We start from the raw sequence: 22,051 nt of genomic DNA on the forward strand, positions 1-22,051 counted from the left end.
GACGCCCTTAGTGTTGAGCCGCCGGACCGCCGATCGGCGATTCCGGGCGATCGCCCTGGGTAGCAGGCTTGCCCGAAGCAGAGTCATCATCCCAATCGCGCGGTTCGCGAGGGGTACGGCCGGCCATGATATCGTCAATCTGCTCGGCGTCGATGGTCTCGTACTTCATCAGCGCTTCGGCCATGGCGTCGAGCTTGTCGCGGTTGTCGGTGAGCAACTGCTTGGCCGTGGCATAGCACTGGTCGATGATGCTGCGAACTTCCGAGTCGATCAGCTTGGCGGTTTCGCCGGAAACGCTGGCGTGCTGGCTGGCAGCACTGCGGCCCAGGAACACCTCGCCTTCTTCCTCGGCGTACATCAGCGGGCCGAGTTTTTCGGACAGGCCCCACTTGGTCACCATGTTTCGGGCGATCTGGCTGGCACGCATGATGTCGTTGGACGCGCCGGTGGTGACACCGTCGAAGCCCAGGGTCATTTCCTCGGCAATACGACCGCCGTAAAGCGAGCAGATCTGGCTGATCAGTGCGCGCTTGGACAGGCTGTAGCGGTCTTCTTCCGGCAGGAACATGGTCACGCCCAAGGCACGACCACGCGGAATGATCGAAACCTTGTAGACCGGATCGTGTTCAGGCACCAGGCGACCGACGATGGCATGGCCAGCTTCGTGGTAGGCGGTGTTCTGCTTCTCTTTCTCGGACATGACCATGGTCTTGCGCTCGGCGCCCATCATGATCTTGTCCTTGGCCAGCTCGAACTCTTTCATTTCGACCAGGCGCTTGTTGGCACGCGCGGCAAACAGCGAGGCCTCGTTGACCAGGTTGGCCAGGTCGGCGCCGGAGAAGCCAGGGGTACCACGGGCAATGACCGCCGGGTTGACGTTCTCGCCGACCGGCACCTTGCGCATGTGCACCTTGAGGATCTGTTCGCGGCCGCGGATGTCCGGCAGGCCGACCACCACCTGGCGGTCGAAACGGCCCGGGCGCAGCAGCGCCGGGTCGAGCACGTCCGGACGGTTGGTGGCGGCAATCACGATGATGCCATCGTTCATTTCGAAGCCGTCCATCTCCACCAGCAGTTGGTTGAGGGTTTGCTCACGCTCGTCGTGACCACCGCCCATGCCGGCGCCACGGTGGCGACCAACGGCGTCGATCTCGTCGATGAAGATGATGCACGGGGCGTGCTTCTTGGCCTGCTCGAACATGTCGCGCACACGGCTGGCACCGACACCCACGAACATTTCCACGAAGTCGGAGCCGGAAATGGTGAAGAACGGCACCTTCGCCTCGCCGGCGATGGCCTTGGCCAGCAGGGTCTTACCGGTACCGGGTGGGCCGACCATCAGCACACCACGGGGGATACGGCCACCCAGGCGCTGGAACTTGCCCGGGTCGCGCAGGAATTCGACCAGCTCGCCCACCTCTTCCTTGGCTTCGTCACACCCTGCAACGTCTGCCAAGGTGGTCTTGACCTGGTCTTCGGACAGCAGGCGCGCCTTGCTCTTGCCGAAGCTCATCGGCCCGCCCTTGCCGCCCGCACCGCCTTGCATCTGGCGCATGAAGAACATGAACACGGCGATGATCACCAGGATCGGGAAGCTGGCCACCAGCAGCTGGGTCCAGATGCTCTGCTGCTCGGGCTGCTTGCCTTCGATGATGACGTGGTTGTCCACCAGGTCACCGATCAGGCCGTTGTCGGTAATGGCCGGGCGCACGGTCTTGAAGTTGTCGCCGTCGGCGCGCTTGCCGGTAATGATGTAGCCGTCGACGGTCACGCGCTCAACCTTGCCATCCTTGACCTGCTGGATGAAGTCGGAGTAGTTGAGGGTCTGCGGCTCGTTAGGGCTGGAGAAGTTGTTCATCACTGTCACCAGGACAGCTGCGATGATCAACCACAGGATCAGATTCTTTGCCATGTCGTTCAATTCGCTACCCTCTGAGGTCGGCGCACGACGCAGCCGTTCCTCGCATGATATTCATCGCCCTAACTTACTACATTACCTACGCAGACGCAGGCACCGTCTGTAACCCTTTGTGAAAGCTAGACTACACGAAGTTCGGGCGATCCTGACGCGAAGGGCCGATTGGAAATAACTATCGGCGACCCCGCTGGAGACCTTTCATGCCCCTTTGAAACCCCTGCCCAGCAGGTACTGCTCGCGGGAACGGTCCCGCGACGACGACGGCTTGCGCATCTGCACCTTGTCGAACTTGCTGCGCACGTCCTTGAGGTATACGTCAAAGCCTTCGCCCTGGAAGATCTTGATCAGGAAATCGCCGCCGGGCTTCAGCACGCGGGTTGCCAGATCGAGGGCCAGCTCGCAGAGGAACATGGCACGCGGCATGTCCACCGCGGGCGTACCACTCATATTGGGGGCCATGTCGGAAATCACAAGGTCCACGTGCGAATCGCCGACCGCCTCGAGGATGCGCTGCAGCACTTCGTCCTGGGTGAAATCGCCCTGGATGAAGGTCACGTCGGGGATCGAGTCCATCTCCAGGATGTCGGAAGCGATCAGTCGCCCCTGGCCACCAATCAGACGACTGGTCACCTGCGACCAGCCGCCGGGGGCGGCGCCGAGGTCGATCACGCTCATGCCTGGGCGGATCAGCCGGTCCTTTTCCTGGATCTCCAGCAGTTTGTAGCTCGCACGCGAGCGGTAGCCGTCCTTTTGCGCCTGTTTCACAAAAGGATCGTTGAAGTGTTCTCGCAGCCAGTTGGCGCTGCTTTTGGAACGTTGTACCACGGGGCACCTCGATGATATGCGTCGTGATTGACTGGGCGGAGCCGGTGGCCCTCGGGTAAAATGCCGGTCAATTTTACAGAATCAGACGGAAAGGGTCAGATTATGCCGCTCAATAACGAGCAGAAGAAGCAATACAAGTCCATTGGTCACGACCTGAAGCCGGTCCTGATCGTTGCTGGCAAAGGTTTGAATGAAGGCGTCATTGCCGAACTGGAGCGCGCCCTGGTCGACCACGAGCTGATCAAGGTCGAGATTCGTTCGGAAGACCGCGAAGAACGCGCCGAGACCATTGCCGAGCTGTGCAAGGCCGGCCGCGCCGAGCTGGTGCAGACCATCGGCAAGAAAGCCCTGATCTACCGCAAGAACCCGCAGCCGAACAAGCAGCTGTCCAACATCCACCGTTACAAATAACGGCTTGGCGCCCGGATCGGCGGGCTACCTGTAGGAGCGGCCTTGTGTCGCGATGGGCTGCGAAGCAGCCCCCTGCAGTATCTGCGGCGAAGCTGATATCCAGGGGGCTGCTTCGCAGCCCATCGCGACACAAGGCCGCTCCTACAACGCCCGTGACAGCCTGGGCTAGCGGCGCACTTTGACCGGAACCGGCTGGGCCACCAGCACAATCCCTGAAAAGCCCAGCACCAGGAAGCAGAACATCTGCCAGCGCTCGCCCACGGAAATGCCGTAGCGCAAGGTGTAATACCCCACGCAGGCGCCAAGGCCGAGCAACAGCATCTGGCCCCGGAACTGCCGCCACCAGGCCGCCAGGCCGTCCACTCTGGCCAGCACGGCCAACTGGATCAGCAAGCCAAGCATCGCCACACCGATCAACCAGCGGTCGATCTGCCCGGCGATGTCCTGCACCAGCAGCGGCGCCAGGCCACTGACCTTGAGCGCAGGCACCAACCCGACGTGGAACACCCACAGGCCCCCGACCCAGAAAACCTGGGCCAGTTGCCAGAGGATCCCCTCGAGGGATGGCGCCCGCAGGCGCCGGTCAGATGTGCTTGACTTCGACAATCTCGTACTCGACCGTACCGTTCGGCGTCTTCACGACAACGGTATCCCCTTCTTCCTTGCCGATGATGGCACGGGCGATCGGGGCGCTGTTCGACAGCTTGCCTTTCTTCACGTCGGCTTCATCTTCGCCAACTATCTGGTAGGTCACTTCATCATCGGTTTCGGTGTTGGCCAACACCACGGTAGTGCCGAAAATCACCTTGCCGGTGTGAGCAATGGTGGTCACGTCGATCACCACCGAGTTCTGCAGGCGACCTTCGATATCGCGGATACGCGCCTCGACCATGCCCTGCTCTTCACGAGCGGCGTGGTATTCGGCGTTTTCCTTGAGGTCACCCAGCTCGCGCGCTTCGCCAATGGCCTGGCTCAGGCGCGGGCGCTCGGTCTTGCTCAGGAACAGCAGTTCCTCTTCCAGGGCGCGAGCGCCCTGGACGGTCATTGGGTACTTGGTAATGCTCATGCTTTCAATCCTGCGTGCAGATCCTGCAGGCGACGAACGGTCTTTTCCGGACCGAATTTCAGCGCCTCGCAGATGGCTTCACCGGCCGCAATGGTGGTGGTGCAGTAAATCTTGTGCTGCAGCGCATTGCGACGAATCGAGTAGGAATCGGCGATCGACTGGCGGCCTTCGGTGGTGTTGATGATCAGCGACACCTCGTCGTTCTTGATCATGTCGACCACGTGCGGACGGCCTTCGGTCACCTTGTTCACACGGCGCACTTTCAGGCCAGCCGCCTCGATAACCTTGGCGGTGCCGGCAGTAGCGACCACTTCGAAGCCAAGGGCGATCAGGTCGCGGGCGACGCCAGCCACTTGCGGCTTGTCGTCGTCGCGCACGCTGATGAATGCGGTACCGCCGGTCGGCAGCACTTCGCTGGCACCCATCTGGGCCTTGGCGAAGGCTTCACCGAAGCTGTCACCGACCCCCATGACTTCACCGGTCGATTTCATCTCAGGGCCGAGGATCGGGTCAACCCCTGGGAACTTGGCGAACGGGAAGACGGCTTCCTTGACGCTGTAGAAGTTGGGGATGATTTCCTGGGTGAAGCCCAGCTCTTTCAGGGTTTTGCCGGCCATGACGCGGGCTGCGATCATCGCCAGGGAGGTGCCGATGCACTTGGACACGAACGGCACGGTACGCGAGGCGCGCGGGTTGACTTCGATCACGTAGATCTTGTCGCCCTGCAGGGCCAGCTGCACGTTCATCAGGCCGACCACGCCCAGCTCCAGGGCCATTTTCTTGACCTGTACGCGGACTTCGTCCTGCACTTCCTTGCTCAGCGAGTAAGGTGGCAGCGAGCATGCCGAGTCACCGGAGTGCACGCCGGCCTGCTCGATGTGCTGCATGATGGCGCCGATCACCACGTCGGTACCGTCGCACACCGCATCCACGTCCATCTCGATGGCGCAGTTGAGGAAGTGGTCGAGCAGTACCGGGCTGTCGTTCGACACCTGTACGGCTTCACGCAGGTAGCGCTTGAGCTCGTCCAGTTCGTAGACGATTTCCATGGCGCGGCCACCCAGCACGTAGGACGGGCGCACCACCAGCGGGTAGCCGATGCCGCCAGCAGCGCTGATGGCTTCTTCTTCGCTGCGCACGGTAGCGTTTGGCGGCTGCAGCAGGTTCAGGCGCTGCACCATCTGCTGGAAGCGCTCACGGTCTTCGGCACGGTCGATGGCATCCGGGCTGGTGCCGATGATCGGTACGCCGGCTTCTTCCAGGGCGCGGGCCAGTTTCAGCGGGGTCTGGCCGCCGTAGTGGACGATCACGCCTTTCGGCTTCTCGACGCGGCACACTTCCAGCACGTCCTCGAGGGTCAGCGGCTCGAAGTACAGGCGGTCGGAGGTGTCGTAGTCGGTGGAGACGGTTTCCGGGTTGCAGTTGACCATGATGGTCTCGTAACCATCTTCACGCAGCGCCAGCGCGGCGTGTACGCAGCAGTAGTCGAACTCGATACCCTGGCCGATACGGTTGGGGCCACCACCCAGGATCATGATCTTGTCGCGGGTCGACGGGTTGGCCTCGCACTCTTCCTCGTAGGTGGAGTACAGGTAGGCGGTGTCGGTGGCGAACTCGGCAGCGCAGGTGTCGACGCGCTTGTACACCGGGAACACTTCCAGCTTGTGGCGGTGACGGCGCAGGTTCTTGTCGGTGATACCCAACAGCTTGGCCAGGCGCTGGTCAGAGAAGCCCTTGCGCTTGAGGCGCAGCATGTAGTCCTTGTCGATCGACGACAGGGCCAGGGTCTTGACCTTCTCTTCTTCCTTGATCAGGTCTTCCATCTGCACCAGGAACCACATGTCGATGCCGGTCAGGTCGAAGATCTGCTCGCAGGTCATGCCGGCGCGCATGGCATCGGCCACATACCAGATACGCTCGGCGCCCGGTACGGTCAGCTCGCGCTTGAGGATGCTGGAGGCTTCCGGGTTGGCCAGGTCGACTTTCGGGTCGAGGCCGCAGGCGCCGACTTCCAGGCCGCGCAGGGCTTTCTGCAGGGACTCCTGGAAGGTACGGCCGATGGCCATGACTTCACCCACGGATTTCATCTGGGTGGTCAGGCGGGCGTCGGCTTTCGGGAACTTCTCGAAGGCGAAGCGTGGCAGCTTGGTGACGACGTAGTCGATCGACGGCTCGAACGATGCCGGAGTGCGGCCGCCGGTGATGTCGTTCTGCAGCTCGTCGAGGGTGTAGCCGACCGCCAGCTTGGCAGCGATCTTGGCGATCGGGAAGCCGGTGGCCTTGGAGGCCAGTGCCGAGGAACGCGACACACGCGGGTTCATCTCGATCACGACCATGCGGCCGGTGTTCGGGCAGATACCGAACTGCACGTTGGAACCGCCGGTTTCCACACCGATCTCACGCAGCACCGCCAGCGAGGCGTTGCGCATGATCTGGTATTCCTTGTCGGTCAGGGTCTGTGCCGGGGCAACGGTGATCGAGTCGCCGGTGTGCACGCCCATCGGGTCGAAGTTCTCGATCGAGCAGACGATGATGCAGTTGTCCTTCTTGTCGCGGACCACCTCCATCTCGTATTCCTTCCAGCCGATCAGCGATTCGTCGATCAGCAGTTCCTTGGTCGGCGACAGGTCCAGACCACGGGCGCAGATTTCTTCGAACTCTTCACGGTTGTAGGCGATGCCGCCACCGGTGCCGCCCATGGTGAACGACGGACGGATGATGCACGGGAAGCCCAGGCGCTCGAGCACCGCGTTGGCTTCTTCCATGCTGTGGGCGATACCGGAGCGCGGGCACTCCAGGCCGATGTCCTTCATCGCCTTGTCGAAGCGCGAGCGGTCTTCGGCCTTGTCGATGGTATCGGCGTTGGCACCGATCATTTCCACGCCGAACTTTTCCAGAACGCCGTGGCGCTCCAGGTCCAGGGCGCAGTTCAGGGCAGTCTGGCCACCCATGGTCGGCAGCAGCGCGTCAGGGCGCTCTTTCTCGATGATCTTGGCCACCGACTGCCACTTGATCGGCTCGATGTAGGTGGCGTCGGCCATGGCCGGGTCGGTCATGATGGTGGCCGGGTTGGAGTTCACCAGGATGACGCGGAAACCTTCCTCGCGCAGGGCTTTACAGGCCTGGGCGCCGGAGTAGTCGAACTCGCAGGCCTGGCCGATCACGATCGGGCCGGCGCCGAGAATCAGGATGCTTTTGATGTCTGTACGTTTTGGCATGGTTGTCACTCAAATCCGGGGTCAGTCGGCAAGCCGCCTTGAACAATCTGGGTCAGGCGCTTCCGGGCGCGGCGCTAGCCGGCCCGGGGCCTTGAAGCAGGATGCTCAGCGGCGCTTGGCCATGGCATCGATGAAACGATCGAACAGAGGCGCGACATCGGTCGGGCCAGGGCTCGCTTCAGGGTGACCCTGGAAGCTGAACGCGCTCTTGTCGGTGCGCTCGATACCCTGCAGGGTGCCGTCGAACAGCGACTTGTGGATGGCGCGGACGTTGCCCGGCAGGGTGGCCTCGTCAACGGCAAAGCCGTGGTTCTGGCTGGTGATCATGACCACGCCGGTATCCAGGTCCTGCACCGGGTGGTTGGCGCCGTGGTGGCCGTGGCCCATCTTCACGGTCTTGGCGCCGGAGGCCAGGGCCAGCAGCTGGTGGCCGAGGCAGATGCCAAACACCGGGATCTCGGTCTCGAGGATTTCCTTGATCGCCTGGATGGCGTAGTCGCACGGTTCGGGGTCGCCAGGGCCGTTGGACAGGAACACGCCGTCCGGGTTGAGTGCCAGCACTTCGCTGGCCGGGGTCTGGGCCGGCACCACGGTCACGCGGCAGCCACGGGCGACCAGCATGCGCAGGATGTTCAGCTTGACGCCGTAGTCGAAGGCGACCACGTGGTACGGCAGGTCGGCGGCTTCGATGGTCGGGTGGCTGTCGGTCTTCAGCTCCCACACGCTGGAGCGCCACTCGTAGCGTTCCTTGGTGGAAACGACCTTGGCCAGGTCCATGCCCTTAAGGCCCGGGAAGGCACGGGCGGCGGCGATGGCGGCTTCTTCGCTGATGTTGTCACCGGCGAGGATGCAACCGTTCTGAGCGCCCTTTTCACGCAGGATTCGGGTCAGGCGACGGGTGTCGATGCCGGCGATGGCGACGACATTGTTGGCCTTGAGGTACTCCGGCAGCGACTGGGTGTTACGCCAGTTGCTGGCCAGCAGCGGCAGGTCACGGATGACCAGGCCAGCGGACCAGACACGGTTGGACTCGGCGTCTTCCGGGGTAGTGCCGGTGTTGCCGATGTGCGGGTAGGTCAGGGTAACGATTTGCTGCGCATAGGAAGGGTCTGTAAGGATTTCCTGGTAGCCGGTCATAGCGGTGTTGAAGACCACCTCACCAACGGTCTGACCGTCGGCACCGATGGCTTCACCGCGGAAAATACTGCCGTCGGCAAGGGCGAGTATGGCTGGCTTTGTCAAGAAGACCTCCCGTTAATCAAGCATGAAAGGGCGATCGCAGGTTGCAAAAAAGCGGAGTGACGTATGGACACGTCACCCCGCTTTCATGTGCTGAATTCAATTCGCTGCGCGCTTTTAGTGGACACACTAAAGCTGTAGCTTACAGAAAAGTGCGTTTTCGGTCTACCGCAGATGTGTCTCTAAAACCTATCAATGCGACAGGCTGACATCGGCGCTGGCTTCTTCGCGGGCTTGCCCGCTCCCACAGGAGCTTCACAATCCGTGTGGGAGCGGGCAAGCCCGCGAAGAAGCCAGCACCGCTCGAACTGCTTAACGCAGCTCGAGCACATCCTGCATGTCGTACAGGCCAGGCTCGCGCCCGTCCAGCCACAGCGCCGCACGCACGGCACCCTTGGCGAAGGTCATGCGGCTGGAGGCCTTGTGGGTGATCTCCACCCGCTCACCTTCGGCGGCGAACAGCACGGTGTGGTCACCCACCACGTCACCGGCACGCACGGTAGCGAAGCCGATGGTCTGGCGCTCACGCGCACCGGTCTGCCCTTCACGACCGTACACGGCCACTTCCTGGAGGTTACGGCCCAGCGCCTGGGCAACCACTTCACCCATGCGCAGCGCAGTACCCGACGGTGCATCGACCTTGTGCCGGTGATGCGCCTCGAGGATTTCGATATCCACATCGTCACCCAGCACGCGCGCCGCGGTATCCAGCAGCTTCAGGCACAGGTTGACGCCAACGCTGAAGTTGGCCGCGAAGACGATCGGGATTTCCTTGCCGGCGTCGACCAGTTGCTGCTTCTCTTCCGGCGTGAAGCCCGTGGTACCGATGACCATGGCCTTGCCCGCCTTGCGGCAGAACGCCAGGTTTTTCAGGGTGACCGAGGGGTGGGTGAAGTCGATCAGCACGTCGAACTCGTCGACCACCTTGGCCAGGTCGTCGGAAATTGGCACGCCGATACGACCCAGGGCCGCCAGCTCACCGGCATCAGCCCCCACCAGCGTACTGTCCGGGCGATCGATCGCCGCGGTCAGGCCAGCCTGTGGCGCCTGTTGCTGCACGGCCTCGACGAGGGTCTTGCCCATTCGCCCTGCCGCGCCCATCACTGCAATACGTCGCATAGCCATTTCCTTGTCAGAGGTCGCCGAAGAAGCGCTTCACGCCATCGAACCAGCCACTGGCCTTGGGCGAGTGGGAGCTGTCGCCTTCCAGTGAATCACGCAGCTCTTCCAGCAGCTCGCGCTGGCGGCGGCTGAGGTTGACCGGGGTTTCCACCGCCACCCGGCACAGCAGGTCACCGGCACCACCACCGCGCACCGGGGCAACGCCCTTGCCGCGCAGGCGGAACTGTTTGCCGGTCTGGGTGCCTTCGGGGATCTTCAGCTTCACCCGGCCATCGAGGGTGGGCACTTCCAGCTCGCCACCCAGGGCGGCATCAGTGAAGCTGATCGGCACTTCGCAGTACAGGTGCTTGCCATCACGCTGGAAGATCTCGTGCTCACGCACGTTGATCACCACGTACAGGTCGCCGGTCGGGCCACCATGGGTACCCGCTTCGCCCTCGCCCGACAGGCGGATACGGTCGCCGGTATCGACACCGGCCGGCACCTTGACCGACAGTGTCTTGTATTCCTCGACACGCCCTTCGCCGTGGCACGAGGTGCACGGGTCGGTGATGATCTTGCCTTGGCCATGGCAGCGCGGGCAGGTCTGCTGCACCGAGAAGAAGCCCTGCTGCATGCGTACCTGGCCGATACCGCCACAGGTCGGGCAGGTCGACGGCGTGGAGCCCTTCTTGGCACCGGAGCCATCGCAAGGCTGGCAGTTGACCAGGGTGGGCACACGGATACTGACCGTGGTGCCACGCACCGCTTCTTCCAGGTTCAGTTCCAGGGTGTAGCGCAGGTCACTGCCACGCTGGGCACCGCCACGTCCACCACCGCGGCCACCGCCGAAGAAGTCGCTGAACACATCGCCAAAGATGTCGGAGAAATTGGCACCGCCGAAACCGGCACCACCGCCACCCATGCTCGGGTCCACGCCAGCATGACCATACTGGTCGAACGCCGCGCGCTTGCTCGCGTCAGACAGTACTTCGTAGGCCTCGTTGGCCTCCTTGAACTTGTCTTCCGACTCTTTGTCGCCGGGGTTGCGGTCAGGGTGGTACTTCATCGCCAGACGGCGATAAGCCTTCTTGAGGTCAGCTTCGCTGGCGCCGCGCTCGACACCCAGGACCTCATAATAATCACGCTTGGACATAGGTCATTTGCACCTTGTTGGGCGTCTGGCATCTGCGCCACGCCATCAGCACCTGCCGTTTGCCCACGGGGGCCGCTGACAGATGCTGTAAAGATTCTCGAATTCCAGATACGCCAACGCGGGAGCAAGCCCCCGCGCGGCGACATCCTACCAGCTCACCGGCAAACGACGGTGAACTGGCCGACAACATGCAGGGATTACTGCTTGTTGTTGTCTTTCACTTCTTCGAACTCGGCGTCAACCACGTCATCGTGCTTGGCTTCCGGCTCGGCGTGCTGCGCGCCACCCTGAGGCTGTTCGGCCGACTGCTCGGCGTACATCTTCTGGGCAACCGGTGCCGAAACCTTGGACAGCTCTTCGACCTTGGCGTCGATGGCAGCCTTGTCGTCGCCTTTGACAGCGGCTTCCAGGGCAACCACGGCAGCCTCGATGGCGGTTTTTTCTTCGGCGGTAACCTTGTCACCAGCGTCAGCGACCATCTTGCGGGTCGAGTGAACCAGCGCGTCACCCTGGTTACGGGCAGCGGCCAGCTCTTCGAACTTGCGGTCTTCCTCGGCGTTGGCCTCGGCGTCACGCACCATGCGCTCGATTTCTTCGTCCGACAGGCCGGAGTTGGCCTTGATCACGATCGACTGCGACTTGCCGGTGGCCTTGTCTTTCGCGCTGACGTGCAGGATGCCGTTGGCGTCGATGTCGAAGGTCACTTCGATCTGTGGTACGCCACGCGGAGCCGGCGGGATGTCAGCCAGGTCGAACTTGCCCAGCGACTTGTTCTGCGCAGCCTGCTTGCGCTCACCTTGCAGCACGTGAATGGTCACGGCAGCCTGGTTGTCGTCGGCAGTCGAGAACACCTGCGACTTCTTGGTCGGAATGGTGGTGTTCTTCTCGATCAGCGAAGTCATCACCCCACCCATGGTTTCGATACCCAGGGTCAGCGGGCTGACGTCCAGCAGCAGTACGTCCTTGACGTCACCGGCCAGTACGGCGCCCTGGATGGCAGCACCCATGGCCACGGCTTCGTCCGGGTTGACGTCCTTGCGAGCTTCCTTGCCGAAGAAGTCGGCAACGGCCTTCTGCACCATCGGCATACGGGTCTGGCCGCCGACCAGGATCACGTCGTCGATCTTGGCGACGTCGATACCAGCGTCTTTCAGGGCGATGCGGCACGGCTCGATGGTGCGCTGAACCAGGTCTTCGACCAGCGATTCCAGCTTGGCGCGGGAGATCTTCACGTTCAGGTGCTTCGGACCGGTAGCATCAGCAGTGATGTACGGCAGGTTGACGTCGGTCGACTGCGAGGACGACAGCTCGATCTTGGCCTTCTCGGCAGCTTCCTTCAGGCGCTGCAGAGCCAGCGGATCGTTCTTCAGGTCCATGCCGGACTCTTTCTTGAACTCGTCGACGAGGTAGTCGATCAGGCGCATGTCGAAGTCTTCACCACCGAGGAAGGTGTCACCGTTGGTGGCCAGTACTTCGAACTGGTGCTCACCGTCGACTTCGGCGATTTCGATGACCGATACGTCGAAGGTACCACCACCCAGGTCATAGACGATGACGGTGTGGTCGCCCTTGGCCTTGTCCATGCCATAGGCCAGCGCAGCGGCGGTCGGTTCGTTGATGATGCGCTTCACGTCCAGGCCGGCGATGCGACCGGCGTCCTTGGTGGCCTGGCGCTGGCTGTCGTTGAAGTAGGCCGGAACGGTGATGACCGCTTCGGTGACGGGCTCGCCGAGGTAGTCTTCGGCGGTTTTCTTCATCTTCTTCAGCACTTCGGCGCTGATCTGCGGCGGTGCCATGTCCTTGCCACTGGCCTGTACCCAGGCGTCGCCGTTGCTAGCCTTGACGATCTTGTACGGCACCAGCTTGATATCTTTCTGCACGACGTCTTCTTCGAAGCGGCGGCCGATCAGGCGCTTCACTGCGAACAGGGTGTTGTGCGGGTTGGTCACAGCCTGGCGCTTGGCCGACTGACCTACCAGGATTTCGCCGTCGTTGGCGTAGGCCACGATCGAAGGGGTGGTACGCGCGCCTTCGGCGTTTTCGATGACCTTGACGTTACCGTTTTCCAGAACGGAGACGCACGAGTTGGTGGTCCCCAGGTCGATACCGATGATTTTGCCCATGTTAACTCTCCCGAAACTTGAATTTGGTAGCAGCGACTACTTTGGCCAACTGCGGTAATACTTGAAGGCTTGACACCTAGATGGGGATGCCCGGAAGGATTTCAAGCCTTTTCATCGATAGAGGGTTGCGGCGCGCTCGGCGCCTTGCTGACCACCACCATGGCGGGGCGCAGCAGACGGCCATTGAGCAGGTAACCCTTCTGGAACACGTTGAGCACGCTGTTCGGCTCGACCTCGGCGTTTTCCTGCATGGCCATGGCCTGGTGATGCTCAGGGTTGAACGGCTGGCCGTGCGGGTCGATGGCTTCGAGGTTGTAGCGCTTGAGGGTGTCCTGGAACATCTTCAGGGTCAGCTCCACACCTTCGCGGATCTGCTTGACGTTCTCGTCATCGGCACTGGAGTGGGCCAGGGCCAGTTCCAGGCTGTCGATCACCGGCAGCAGGTCGCCGGAGAACTTCTCCAGGGCGAACTTGTGGGCCTTCTCGACATCCTGCTCGGCACGGCGACGCGCATTCTGCACGTCGGCAACGGCGCGCAGCGCCTGATCCTTGGCTGCGGCCAGCTGTTCCTCGAGTTCCAGAACACGGGCGTCAGCAGCATTGCCTGCACCGGCTTCTTCCACGTTAAGGTCTTTCTCGTTCAGCTGCTCATCAGCCATGGGGTCTCTCCTGCGCAAATTTGTGGACTGCGAGCCACGCTCGCCTTGGATGACGGCTATATGGGGCCGGAAAAACCAGCTTCAAGGGGGCAAGGTGGTTTTCCGCCCGGCAACACAATCCGGCAAAGGGCATTGGCAGGCCTGAAAAAAGTACTGTATAAATAACCAGATCTGACTTTCGGGAGCTGCCCTCATGCTGGTGCACCTGTCCATTCACAACTACGCCATCGTCGAACACCTCGACCTCGAAATCGCCCGCGGCATGTCCGTCATCACCGGCGAAACCGGCGCCGGCAAATCGATCATGCTCGATGCCCTCGGCCTGGCCCTGGGCGACCGGGCCGACAGCGGCGTGGTGCGCCCCGGCACGGACAAGGCAGACATCCTCGCCACCTTCGACCTGGTGGACATCCCCGAGGCCCATGCCTGGCTGGCCGAGCGCGACCTGGACAACGACGGCCTGTGCATCCTGCGCCGGGTGATCACCGCCGAAGGCCGCAGCCGCGGCTACATCAACGGCACGCCCTGCCCGCTCGGCGACCTCAAGGCGCTGGGCGAGCTGCTGATCGACATCCACAGCCAGCATGAGCACCAGTCGCTGCTGAAGACCGACACCCACCGTCGCCTGCTCGACGAGTACGCCGGCGCCGTCGACCTGGCCCGCCAGGTGCAGCTGGCCGCCAAGCGCTGGAACCAGACCCGCCTGGAGCTGGAGCGCCTGTCCAATTCCGGCGATGAGCAACGCGCCCGCCACCAGTTGCTCAGCTACCAGCTGGAAGAGCTGGACAACCTCGGCCTGGGCGAGCACGAACTGGAGCAACTGGAGCAGGAACACAAGCAACTGACCAGCGCCGAAGCACTGTTCGGCATCTGCCGCCAGGTCATCGACCAATGCAGCGAAAGCGATTCGGGCAACGTGCTCAGCGCCCTCACCGCCAGCCTCAACCGGCTGGGTGCCGCCACCCACGCGCCCAAGGCACTGAGCGAGGCGGCCAACCTGATCGCCAGCGCACAGATCCAGGTCGAGGAAGCCGTCGGCGAGCTCAACCGCTTCCTCGACAACTTCGACGCCGACCCCATGCGCCTGCAGGCCCTGGAAGAACGCCTCGACACCATCTATACGCTGGCGCGCAAGCACCGCGTGCACCCCACCGAACTGCCCCACCTGCAGCAGCAGCTGATGGAAGAGCTGGAAAGCCTGAACGCCAGTGACGAATCGATCGAGCGGCTGGGTGAGGAGCTGGCTGCCTTCGCCCAGCACTATAAAGAAAAGGCCCGCGAGCTCAGCGCCCTGCGCCAGCAGGCCGCGCAACAGCTGGCGGTAGCTGTAGAGCAGGAGATCCAGCGCCTGGGCATGCCCGGCGGGCGCTTCTGCATCGCCCTGACGCCAAACGAGGGCAGCGACCTGTCACCGCATGGCCTGGAGCAGATCGAACTGCTGGTCAGCGCCAACCCCGGCCAGCCGCTGAAGGGCCTGGCCAAGGTCGCGTCAGGTGGTGAGCTGTCGCGCATCAGCCTGGCGATCCAGGTCATTACCGCGCAGACCTCGCGCATTCCCACGCTGGTGTTCGACGAAGTCGACGTCGGGATCGGTGGGCCGACTGCGGAAATCGTCGGCCAGCTGTTGCGCCGCCTGGGCGAACGCGGCCAGGTGCTGACCGTGACTCACCTGCCGCAGGTTGCCGCACAAGGGCATCATCACCTGTTCGTGCACAAGGTGCGTAACAGCGACACTACCCACACTGCCGTGACCAGCCTGGGCAAGCGCGAGCGAGTCGAGGAAGTGGCACGGATGCTCGGTGGCATCGACCTGACCAAGGAATCGCTGGCGCATGCGCGCAAGATGGTGGTAAGCGGCAAGGCCTGATAGCGCGCTTCGTGTAGGAGCGGCCTTGCGTCGCGATAGAGCCGCAACGCGGCCCCAGGATTTCGGTATCGATGCATCGATTGCCGGGGCTGCTCTGCAGCCCTTCGCGACACAAGGCCGCTCCTACAGAAGCCCGCAACACTTCAAGAACGCAGAAAGCACAAAGGCGACCCGAAGGTCGCCTTTGCTATCCATAACGATTAAATCGTTACTTCTTCTTACGCACGTAAAGGACCAGGTTGTGGTCCACCAGCTCATAGCCATGCTCGGCCACGATTTCGCGCTGACGCTTCTCGATCTCGGCATCCATGAACTCGATGACTTCGCTGGTATCCACGTTGACCATATGGTCGTGGTGGCCACCGTCAGCCAGTTCAAATACTGCGTGACCGCCGTCGAAGTTGTGGCGAACCACCAGACCCGCCGCTTCGAACTGGGTCAGTACGCGATAGACGGTGGCCAGGCCCACGTCTTCGCCAGCCTCCATCAGCGCCTTGTAGACATCCTCGGCGCTCATGTGACGCTGCTCGGTCGAGTCGAGCATCTGTAGGATCTTGACTCGAGGCAGGGTCACCTTGAGACCGGCTTTGCGCAATTCGCTATTTTCAACCATGGTCAGCTTTCTCGCCGATGCTGCTTCGCAGCTTCTCTTAATACGGGTATGATCGGGGTTTACGTTGTCCAGCCAAGATAGTGGAAGTCGCCCACCGATGCAAAACACCAAGCTCTTGCTAACCAGCCTCACCCTAGTGGGACTGCTCGCACTCGCCGGTTGCTCGTTTCCCGGGGTTTACAAAATCGACATCCAGCAGGGCAATGTCGTTACGCAAGACATGATAGACCAATTGCGCCCCGGAATGACCCGTCGGCAAGTAAGGTTTATCATGGGTAACCCGCTGATCCAGGACACCTTCCACACCAATCGCTGGGATTACCTGTACAGCATCCAGCCAGGCGGCGGCAAACGTCAGCAGGAACGCATGAGCGTGTTCTTCAACGAAAGCGACCAGCTGGTGAGCCTGTCCGGCGACTTCATGCCAGGCGTCAGCCGCGACCAGGAAATCCTCGGTGGCAGCGGCGACACCACGGTCAGCCCGGCCACTCAACCAGGGCAGCCTAACGCGCAGCCAGAAGAGAAACCGGCCAAGCCAGGTTCGGTGGAAGAGTCCATCCAGCGCGAGATCGACACCATCGAGACCACCCCGGTGCCAACCCCCGCACCGCTGGAAACCTCGCCTCAGTAAGCGGCGAGCAGGTACAAAAAAGCCCGGACCAGTTCCGGGCTTTTTTATTGCCGCTTTTGCAGTCAGCTGTTCAGTTGCTTGGCACGCTGGCAGAACGCATCGACCAGGGTATTGGCCGCCTGGTTGAACAGCGGGCCCAGCGTGGCACGCACGATCGGCCCGGCGTAATCAAAGGACAGGTCGAGGCTGATCTTGCAGGCCTTTTCCCCCAGCGGCTTGAACACCCACAGCCCATGCAGCTGGGTGAATGGCCCTTCCTCAAGGTTCATCTCGATGGACTGCCCCGGCACCAGCACGTTACGCGTGACGAACTGCTGGCTCATGCCACCCTTGGCCACTTCAAGCTTGGCGCGCATTTGCGTGTCGCTGGCTTCGAGCACCGTGGAGTCAGAGCACCAAGGCAAGAATTCCGGGTAGCTGGCGACATCGTTGACCAGGTCGTAGAGCGCCTTGGCGGGGTATGGCAGCAGGGCGGAGCGTTGAATATGGGTAGTCATCCAGGCGTCACTTCCAGGGCTGGGTGGCGGTGCTTCGCAGCGTGCCGAAAACAGTTTGTGTAGCTATGACAGCGTCCGTATTGTCCGGTATTCATTCCGGTGGCTCAAGCACACCGAAATCCCATAGCGGACGACGCTCCGACTTGCCTATAATGCCGCCCCTATGGCTAAGCAAAAAAAACATCCGACCGGGACCATCGCGCAAAACAAGAAGGCGCGACACGATTACTTCATCGAACACAAGTTCGAGGCCGGGCTGGTCCTGTCCGGCTGGGAAGTAAAAAGCCTGCGAGCCGGCAAGGCCCACCTGACTGACAGCTACGTACTGCTGAAGGATGGTGAAGCCTGGCTGTTCGGCAGCCACATCACCCCGCTGACCACGGCCAGCACCCACGTCATCGCCGACCCCATCCGTACGCGCAAGCTGCTGCTGAACAAGCGTGAGCTCGAACGCCTGGAAGCGGCCGTGGCGCAAAAAGGCTACACCTGCGTGGCCTTGGCGCTGTACTGGAGCAAGCACCTGATCAAGTGCGAAATCGCACTGGGCAAGGGCAAGAAGGAATTCGACAAGCGCGACACCATGCGCGAGCGCGATTCCAACCGCGAGCTGCAGCGGGCCGTGCGCAACAAGGGCAAGGGAGACTGACCTCTCCACCCGGCGACACGGTCAGTGTAGGAGCGGCCTTGCGTCGCGATGGGGTGCGAAGCAGCCCCAAGGCATCGGTCATCGGCCGAAATAGCTGGGGCTGCTTTGCAGCCCATCGCGACGCAAGGCCGCTCCTACACCAAGCCTGAAGAAACTGCATCAGCGCCCGCTCCGCCGCTCCGCCCGCGCAACCCGTTGCGCTTCCTCCTGCGCTTCTTCCAGCACCTCCTGCACATACAGAATGTGCCGGCTGGACACCTCCCGCGCGTCGTCCGCCCTGCCCTCGACAATGGCCAGGTACAGCTCCCGATGCTGGCTGATCAGCATGTCGCGGGTCTCGGCACGCTGCTGGTACATGCCACCGATGTTGGTCACCACGTTACGCTTGAGCAGGTCGAACAAACCCCGGATGGTATGCAGCAGCACGGCGTTATGGCTGGCCTCGGCAATCGCCAGGTGAAAGCGCGCATCGGCTGCGCCCTCTTCCACGCGGGTCACCTCATCGGCCCGGGCATAACAGTCCTGCAATGCATCGAAGGCCGCCTTCAGCCGCGCCCGGTCTGGCTCGGTGGCACGCTGGGCGGCGTAATAGGCGCAGGAAGCTTCCAGGGTATGGCGAAACTCAAGCAGGTCACGTTGCGCCTCGGCGCTGTGTTCGAGCAACTGCAACAATGGGTCGCTGAAGGTCGAGCCCAGCGACTCGGCAACGAAATTGCCCCCGCCCTGACGGCTGACCAATAGTCCCTTGGCCACCAGCTTCTGGATCGCCTCACGCAGTGACGGGCGGGACACGCCGAACTGTTCGGCCAGGACGCGCTCGGCCGGCAGCCGCTGCCCGGAGGTCAGCGTGCCTTCCAGAATCATCCCTTCCAACCGATCGACGATGTCATCGGACAGGCGCCGTTGGCGGACCTGATCAAAAACCATCACATGCTCTCCACAAACCCCCGGCAGATTTCCGGGGGTGCCTATTCTCGCCGATCCAGGGCTGTGCAAACACCATCAGGTGACGTTTTTCCCTGCCCATCAGGCGCCCACTCATCGGCACACGACCAAAGTTTTGCACGGGACAAATTGACACACCCACGACAGCGCTTTTAACCTAGCGACCAGTCATTGTAAATTGGTCTTACCAATTATCCAATGCCAGTGCCTGACCAACAACAATTAGGGGCCACCCCATATGCAAACCTGGCAACAATTCTATAGCCCGCTTGGTAGTCTCGGCCTGTCCGCACTGGCGGCGGTCATCCCCATCGTGTTCTTCTTCCTTGCCCTGGCCGTGTTCCGCCTCAAAGGCCACGTGGCCGGCAGCATCACCCTGGCGTTGTCGATCCTGGTGGCAATCTTTGCCTTCCAGATGCCTGTCGACATGGCGTTCGCCGCCGCAGGGTACGGCTTCCTCTATGGCCTCTGGCCAATCGCCTGGATCATCGTTGCCGCGGTGTTCCTGTACAAACTCACGGTCAAGAGCGGCCAGTTCGAAGTGATCCGCAGCTCGGTGCTGTCGATTACCGACGACCAGCGCCTGCAAGTGCTGCTGATCGGCTTCTGCTTCGGTGCCTTCCTGGAAGGTGCGGCGGGCTTTGGCGCACCAGTGGCAATCACTGCCGCGCTGCTGGTGGGCCTGGGCTTCAACCCGCTGTATGCCGCCGGCCTGTGCCTGATCGCCAACACCGCGCCAGTGGCCTTTGGCGCGCTGGGCATCCCGATCATCGTGGCCGGCCAGGTCACTGGCATCGACGCCTTCCACATCGGCGCCATGACCGGTCGCCAGCTGCCGCTGCTGTCGCTGTTCGTGCCGTTCTGGCTGGTATTCATGATGGACGGCCTGCGCGGCGTGAAGGAAACCTGGCCTGCCGCCCTGGTTGCCGGCCTGAGCTTCGCCGTTACCCAGTACTTCACCTCGAACTTCATCGGCCCGGAGCTGCCGGACATCACCTCGGCCCTGGCCAGCCTGATCGCCCTGACCCTGTTCCTGAAAGTCTGGCAGCCCAAGCGCTCGTTCGCCGAAGCCAAAGGCAGCGTGGGCGCCGCCGTGGTGCAGCCAAGTGGCAGCCAGCCAAGCCCCTACAGCCTTGGCCAGATCTTCAAGGCCTGGTCGCCGTTCCTGATCCTCACCGTACTGGTCACCATCTGGACCCTGAAGCCGTTCAAGGCGGCCTTCGCGGCAGGCGGCTCGATGTACAACTTCGTGTTCAACTTCGCCATCCCGCACCTCGACCAGCTGGTGATCAAGGCCGCACCGATCGTGGCTGCGCCAACCGCCATGCCTGCGGTGTTCAAGCTTGACCCGATCTCTGCCACCGGCACCGCGATCTTCCTCTCGGCGCTGATTTCCATGGCGGTGCTGAAGATCAACTTCAAAACTGGTCTGACCACTTTCAAGGAAACCTTCTGGGAACTGCGCTGGCCGATCCTGTCGATCGGCATGGTGCTGGCGTTCGCCTTCGTCACCAACTACTCGGGCATGTCCTCGACCATGGCCCTGGTGCTGGCCGGTACCGGCGCGGCGTTCCCGTTCTTCTCGCCGTTCCTCGGCTGGCTGGGGGTGTTCCTGACCGGCTCGGACACCTCGTCCAACGCCTTGTTCAGCTCGCTGCAGGCCACCACCGCGCACCAGATCGGGGTCAACGACACCTTGCTGGTTGCAGCCAACACCAGCGGCGGGGTAACCGGCAAGATGATCTCGCCGCAATCGATCGCCGTGGCCTGCGCCGCCACCGGCCTGGTCGGCAAGGAATCCGACCTGTTCCGCTTCACCGTCAAGCACAGCCTGTTCTTCGCCACCATCGTCGGCCTGATCACCCTGATCCAGGCCTACTGGCTGACCGGCATGCTGGTCCATCACTAAAGTGAAAGGGGCCGGGCGCCCTGGTGCGCCCGGCAATCCCCACAAGCAACGCTGCGAGAATCCATGATCATTTCCGCCTCTACCGACTATCGCGCCGCGGCCCAACGCAAGCTGCCTCCTTTCCTGTTCCACTATGCCGACGGCGGTGCCTACGCCGAGCACACCCTGCGCCACAACGTCTCCGACCTGGCCGGCATCGCCCTGCGCCAGCGCGTGCTGAAGAACATGTCCGAGCTCAGCCTCGAGACCCGCCTGTTCGACGAAATCCTGAGCATGCCGGTGGCCCTGGCCCCGGTCGGCCTCACCGGCATGTACGCCCGCCGGGGCGAAGTGCAGGCGGCGCGCGCGGCGGCGGCGCATGGCATTCCGTTCACCATGTCCACGGTGTCGGTGTGCCCGATCGAAGAAGTGGCGCCGGCCATCGACCGGCCGATGTGGTTCCAGCTGTACGTGCTCAAGGACCGCGGCTTCATGCGCAATGCCCTGGAGCGGGCCAAGGCTGCCGGGGTCAAGACCCTGGTGTTCACCGTCGACATGCCCACCCCCGGCGCCCGCTACCGCGACGCCCACTCCGGTATGAGCGGCAAGCACGGCCCGCTGCGCCGCGTGCTGCAGGCCATGACCCATCCCGAGTGGGCGTGGGATGTCGGTGTGATGGGCCGCCCGCACGACCTGGGCAATATTTCCGCCTACCGTGGCAACCCTACCGGCCTGGCCGACTACATCGGCTGGCTGGCCAACAACTTCGACCCGTCCATTTCGTGGAAAGACCTGGAATGGATCCGCGACTTCTGGGACGGCCCGATGATCATCAAGGGCATCCTCGATGCCGATGATGCCCGCGATGCGGTCAGGTTCGGTGCCGACGGTATTGTCGTGTCCAACCATGGCGGCCGTCAGCTCGACGGCGTGCTGTCCAGCGCCCGTGCCCTGCCGGCGATAGCCGACGCCGTCAAAGGTGAGCTGAAGATTCTCGCCGACTCCGGCATCCGCAGCGGCCTCGACGTGGTGCGCATGATCGCCCTGGGTGCCGACACCGTGCTGATCGGCCGCGCCTTCCTCTACGCCTTGGCCGTACACGGCCAGGCCGGGGTGAAGAACCTGCTGGAGCTGTTCGAGAAGGAAATGCGAGTGGCCATGGTGCTGACTGGTGCCAAGTCGATCAGCGAAATCACCCGCGATTCGCTGGTACGCGAACTGGGCGCCTGACGCCTGCAAGAACGACCG

Annotated in this window: 19 protein-coding genes; 6 read left to right on the forward strand and 13 right to left on the reverse strand. The window is 62.5% G+C overall.

Features of this window, described 5'->3' with window-relative positions:
* Positions 1-7: 7 nt before the first annotated feature.
* Positions 8-1,912, reverse strand: coding sequence for an ATP-dependent zinc metalloprotease FtsH (ftsH, locus tag JKP78_RS05890; RefSeq protein WP_170032756.1), 1,905 nt, complete (start codon positions 1,910-1,912; stop codon positions 8-10).
* Positions 1,913-2,116: 204 nt separating this feature from the next.
* A complete protein-coding gene (gene rlmE, locus JKP78_RS05895) occupies positions 2,117-2,743 on the reverse strand; it encodes a 23S rRNA (uridine(2552)-2'-O)-methyltransferase RlmE (RefSeq protein ID WP_015271862.1) in 627 nt (208 codons plus the stop codon).
* Positions 2,744-2,845: 102 nt separating this feature from the next.
* On the opposite strand from rlmE, the gene yhbY reads away from it, so the two are divergent.
* On the forward strand, positions 2,846-3,154 hold the full coding sequence (yhbY, locus tag JKP78_RS05900; protein WP_186686708.1) for a ribosome assembly RNA-binding protein YhbY: 309 nt from the start codon (positions 2,846-2,848) through the stop codon (positions 3,152-3,154).
* 165 nt (positions 3,155-3,319) lie between these two features.
* Here the strand turns inward: yhbY and JKP78_RS05905 are convergent, their stop codons facing one another.
* The 8 genes from JKP78_RS05905 to grpE all read right to left on the reverse strand — a co-directional run bounded on the left by JKP78_RS05905 (position 3,320) and on the right by grpE (position 13,716).
* Positions 3,320-3,760 carry an MFS transporter gene (locus JKP78_RS05905; protein ID WP_170032758.1) on the reverse strand — a complete coding sequence of 147 codons (441 nt, stop codon included), beginning with the start codon at positions 3,758-3,760 and terminating at the stop codon, positions 3,320-3,322.
* Positions 3,738-4,220, reverse strand: coding sequence for a transcription elongation factor GreA (greA, locus tag JKP78_RS05910; RefSeq protein WP_046613135.1), 483 nt, complete (start codon positions 4,218-4,220; stop codon positions 3,738-3,740). Before greA ends, JKP78_RS05905 begins: the two co-directional genes overlap by 23 nt.
* Positions 4,217-7,438, reverse strand: coding sequence for a carbamoyl-phosphate synthase large subunit (carB, locus tag JKP78_RS05915; RefSeq protein ID WP_015271865.1), 3,222 nt, complete (start codon positions 7,436-7,438; stop codon positions 4,217-4,219). Before carB ends, greA begins: the two co-directional genes overlap by 4 nt.
* A gap of 105 nt (positions 7,439-7,543) precedes the next feature.
* Positions 7,544-8,680 (reverse strand): glutamine-hydrolyzing carbamoyl-phosphate synthase small subunit, encoded by a 1,137-nt coding sequence (carA, locus tag JKP78_RS05920; RefSeq protein ID WP_013974294.1) that lies wholly within the window; start codon positions 8,678-8,680, stop codon positions 7,544-7,546.
* Positions 8,681-8,989: 309 nt separating this feature from the next.
* Complete coding sequence (dapB, locus tag JKP78_RS05925; protein WP_170032760.1) at positions 8,990-9,796, reverse strand: 4-hydroxy-tetrahydrodipicolinate reductase; 807 nt, start codon at positions 9,794-9,796, stop codon at positions 8,990-8,992.
* Positions 9,797-9,809: 13 nt separating this feature from the next.
* Complete coding sequence (dnaJ, locus tag JKP78_RS05930) at positions 9,810-10,934, reverse strand: molecular chaperone DnaJ (protein ID WP_170032762.1); 1,125 nt, start codon at positions 10,932-10,934, stop codon at positions 9,810-9,812.
* Positions 10,935-11,131: 197 nt separating this feature from the next.
* The gene (gene dnaK / locus JKP78_RS05935) at positions 11,132-13,057 is read right to left on the reverse strand and encodes a molecular chaperone DnaK (RefSeq protein WP_170032764.1); all 1,926 of its coding nucleotides are present in this window, start codon (positions 13,055-13,057) and stop codon (positions 11,132-11,134) included.
* Between the two features lie 101 nt (positions 13,058-13,158).
* Positions 13,159-13,716: a nucleotide exchange factor GrpE gene (gene grpE, locus JKP78_RS05940; protein WP_170032766.1), complete on the reverse strand. Its 558-nt coding sequence runs from the start codon at positions 13,714-13,716 to the stop codon at positions 13,159-13,161.
* 193 nt (positions 13,717-13,909) lie between these two features.
* On the opposite strand from grpE, the gene recN reads away from it, so the two are divergent.
* Positions 13,910-15,583 carry a DNA repair protein RecN gene (gene recN / locus JKP78_RS05945; RefSeq protein WP_170032768.1) on the forward strand — a complete coding sequence of 558 codons (1,674 nt, stop codon included), beginning with the start codon at positions 13,910-13,912 and terminating at the stop codon, positions 15,581-15,583.
* 208 nt (positions 15,584-15,791) lie between these two features.
* Here recN and fur read toward each other — a convergent pair whose 3' ends face one another.
* Positions 15,792-16,196 (reverse strand): ferric iron uptake transcriptional regulator, encoded by a 405-nt coding sequence (gene fur / locus JKP78_RS05950; protein WP_012274258.1) that lies wholly within the window; start codon positions 16,194-16,196, stop codon positions 15,792-15,794.
* Between the two features lie 97 nt (positions 16,197-16,293).
* Here fur and JKP78_RS05955 point away from each other — a divergent pair, with 97 nt between their 5' ends.
* A complete protein-coding gene (locus tag JKP78_RS05955; protein ID WP_186686691.1) occupies positions 16,294-16,827 on the forward strand; it encodes an outer membrane protein assembly factor BamE in 534 nt (177 codons plus the stop codon).
* Positions 16,828-16,889: 62 nt separating this feature from the next.
* On the opposite strand, the gene JKP78_RS05960 is transcribed toward JKP78_RS05955, so the two are convergent.
* The gene (locus JKP78_RS05960; RefSeq protein WP_170032772.1) at positions 16,890-17,324 is read right to left on the reverse strand and encodes a type II toxin-antitoxin system RatA family toxin; all 435 of its coding nucleotides are present in this window, start codon (positions 17,322-17,324) and stop codon (positions 16,890-16,892) included.
* Between the two features lie 163 nt (positions 17,325-17,487).
* Between JKP78_RS05960 and smpB the strand changes: the two genes are divergently transcribed.
* Positions 17,488-17,970, forward strand: a complete 483-nt coding sequence (gene smpB, locus JKP78_RS05965) for an SsrA-binding protein SmpB (protein ID WP_186686688.1) — start codon at positions 17,488-17,490, stop codon at positions 17,968-17,970.
* Positions 17,971-18,129: 159 nt separating this feature from the next.
* Here the strand turns inward: smpB and JKP78_RS05970 are convergent, their stop codons facing one another.
* Positions 18,130-18,897, reverse strand: coding sequence for an FCD domain-containing protein (locus JKP78_RS05970; protein WP_170032774.1), 768 nt, complete (start codon positions 18,895-18,897; stop codon positions 18,130-18,132).
* 256 nt (positions 18,898-19,153) lie between these two features.
* Here JKP78_RS05970 and JKP78_RS05975 point away from each other — a divergent pair, with 256 nt between their 5' ends.
* Both JKP78_RS05975 and lldD read left to right on the forward strand, forming a co-directional pair.
* Positions 19,154-20,824, forward strand: a complete 1,671-nt coding sequence (locus JKP78_RS05975; protein ID WP_200626227.1) for a lactate permease LctP family transporter — start codon at positions 19,154-19,156, stop codon at positions 20,822-20,824.
* Between the two features lie 63 nt (positions 20,825-20,887).
* Positions 20,888-22,033 carry an FMN-dependent L-lactate dehydrogenase LldD gene (gene lldD, locus JKP78_RS05980; RefSeq protein ID WP_200626235.1) on the forward strand — a complete coding sequence of 382 codons (1,146 nt, stop codon included), beginning with the start codon at positions 20,888-20,890 and terminating at the stop codon, positions 22,031-22,033.
* Positions 22,034-22,051: the final 18 nt, after the last annotated feature.

Origin of the sequence: Pseudomonas sp. LAM2023, from assembly GCF_016620375.1 — a bacterium.
Classification (GTDB): domain Bacteria; phylum Pseudomonadota; class Gammaproteobacteria; order Pseudomonadales; family Pseudomonadaceae; genus Aquipseudomonas; species Aquipseudomonas anuradhapurensis.

Coding starts and splice junctions, on each gene's coding strand:
- ftsH (WP_170032756.1), bottom strand. CDS start 1,912: ATGGCAAAGAATCTGATCCTGTGGTTGATCATCGCAGCTGTCCTGGTG.
- yhbY (WP_186686708.1), top strand. CDS start 2,846: ATGCCGCTCAATAACGAGCAGAAGAAGCAATACAAGTCCATTGGTCAC.
- greA (WP_046613135.1), bottom strand. CDS start 4,220: ATGAGCATTACCAAGTACCCAATGACCGTCCAGGGCGCTCGCGCCCTG.
- carB (WP_015271865.1), bottom strand. CDS start 7,438: ATGCCAAAACGTACAGACATCAAAAGCATCCTGATTCTCGGCGCCGGC.
- dapB (WP_170032760.1), bottom strand. CDS start 9,796: ATGCGACGTATTGCAGTGATGGGCGCGGCAGGGCGAATGGGCAAGACC.
- dnaJ (WP_170032762.1), bottom strand. CDS start 10,934: ATGTCCAAGCGTGATTATTATGAGGTCCTGGGTGTCGAGCGCGGCGCC.
- dnaK (WP_170032764.1), bottom strand. CDS start 13,057: ATGGGCAAAATCATCGGTATCGACCTGGGGACCACCAACTCGTGCGTC.
- grpE (WP_170032766.1), bottom strand. CDS start 13,716: ATGGCTGATGAGCAGCTGAACGAGAAAGACCTTAACGTGGAAGAAGCC.
- recN (WP_170032768.1), top strand. CDS start 13,910: ATGCTGGTGCACCTGTCCATTCACAACTACGCCATCGTCGAACACCTC.
- fur (WP_012274258.1), bottom strand. CDS start 16,196: ATGGTTGAAAATAGCGAATTGCGCAAAGCCGGTCTCAAGGTGACCCTG.
- JKP78_RS05955 (WP_186686691.1), top strand. CDS start 16,294: ATGCAAAACACCAAGCTCTTGCTAACCAGCCTCACCCTAGTGGGACTG.
- JKP78_RS05960 (WP_170032772.1), bottom strand. CDS start 17,324: ATGACTACCCATATTCAACGCTCCGCCCTGCTGCCATACCCCGCCAAG.
- smpB (WP_186686688.1), top strand. CDS start 17,488: ATGGCTAAGCAAAAAAAACATCCGACCGGGACCATCGCGCAAAACAAG.
- JKP78_RS05970 (WP_170032774.1), bottom strand. CDS start 18,897: ATGGTTTTTGATCAGGTCCGCCAACGGCGCCTGTCCGATGACATCGTC.
- JKP78_RS05975 (WP_200626227.1), top strand. CDS start 19,154: ATGCAAACCTGGCAACAATTCTATAGCCCGCTTGGTAGTCTCGGCCTG.
- lldD (WP_200626235.1), top strand. CDS start 20,888: ATGATCATTTCCGCCTCTACCGACTATCGCGCCGCGGCCCAACGCAAG.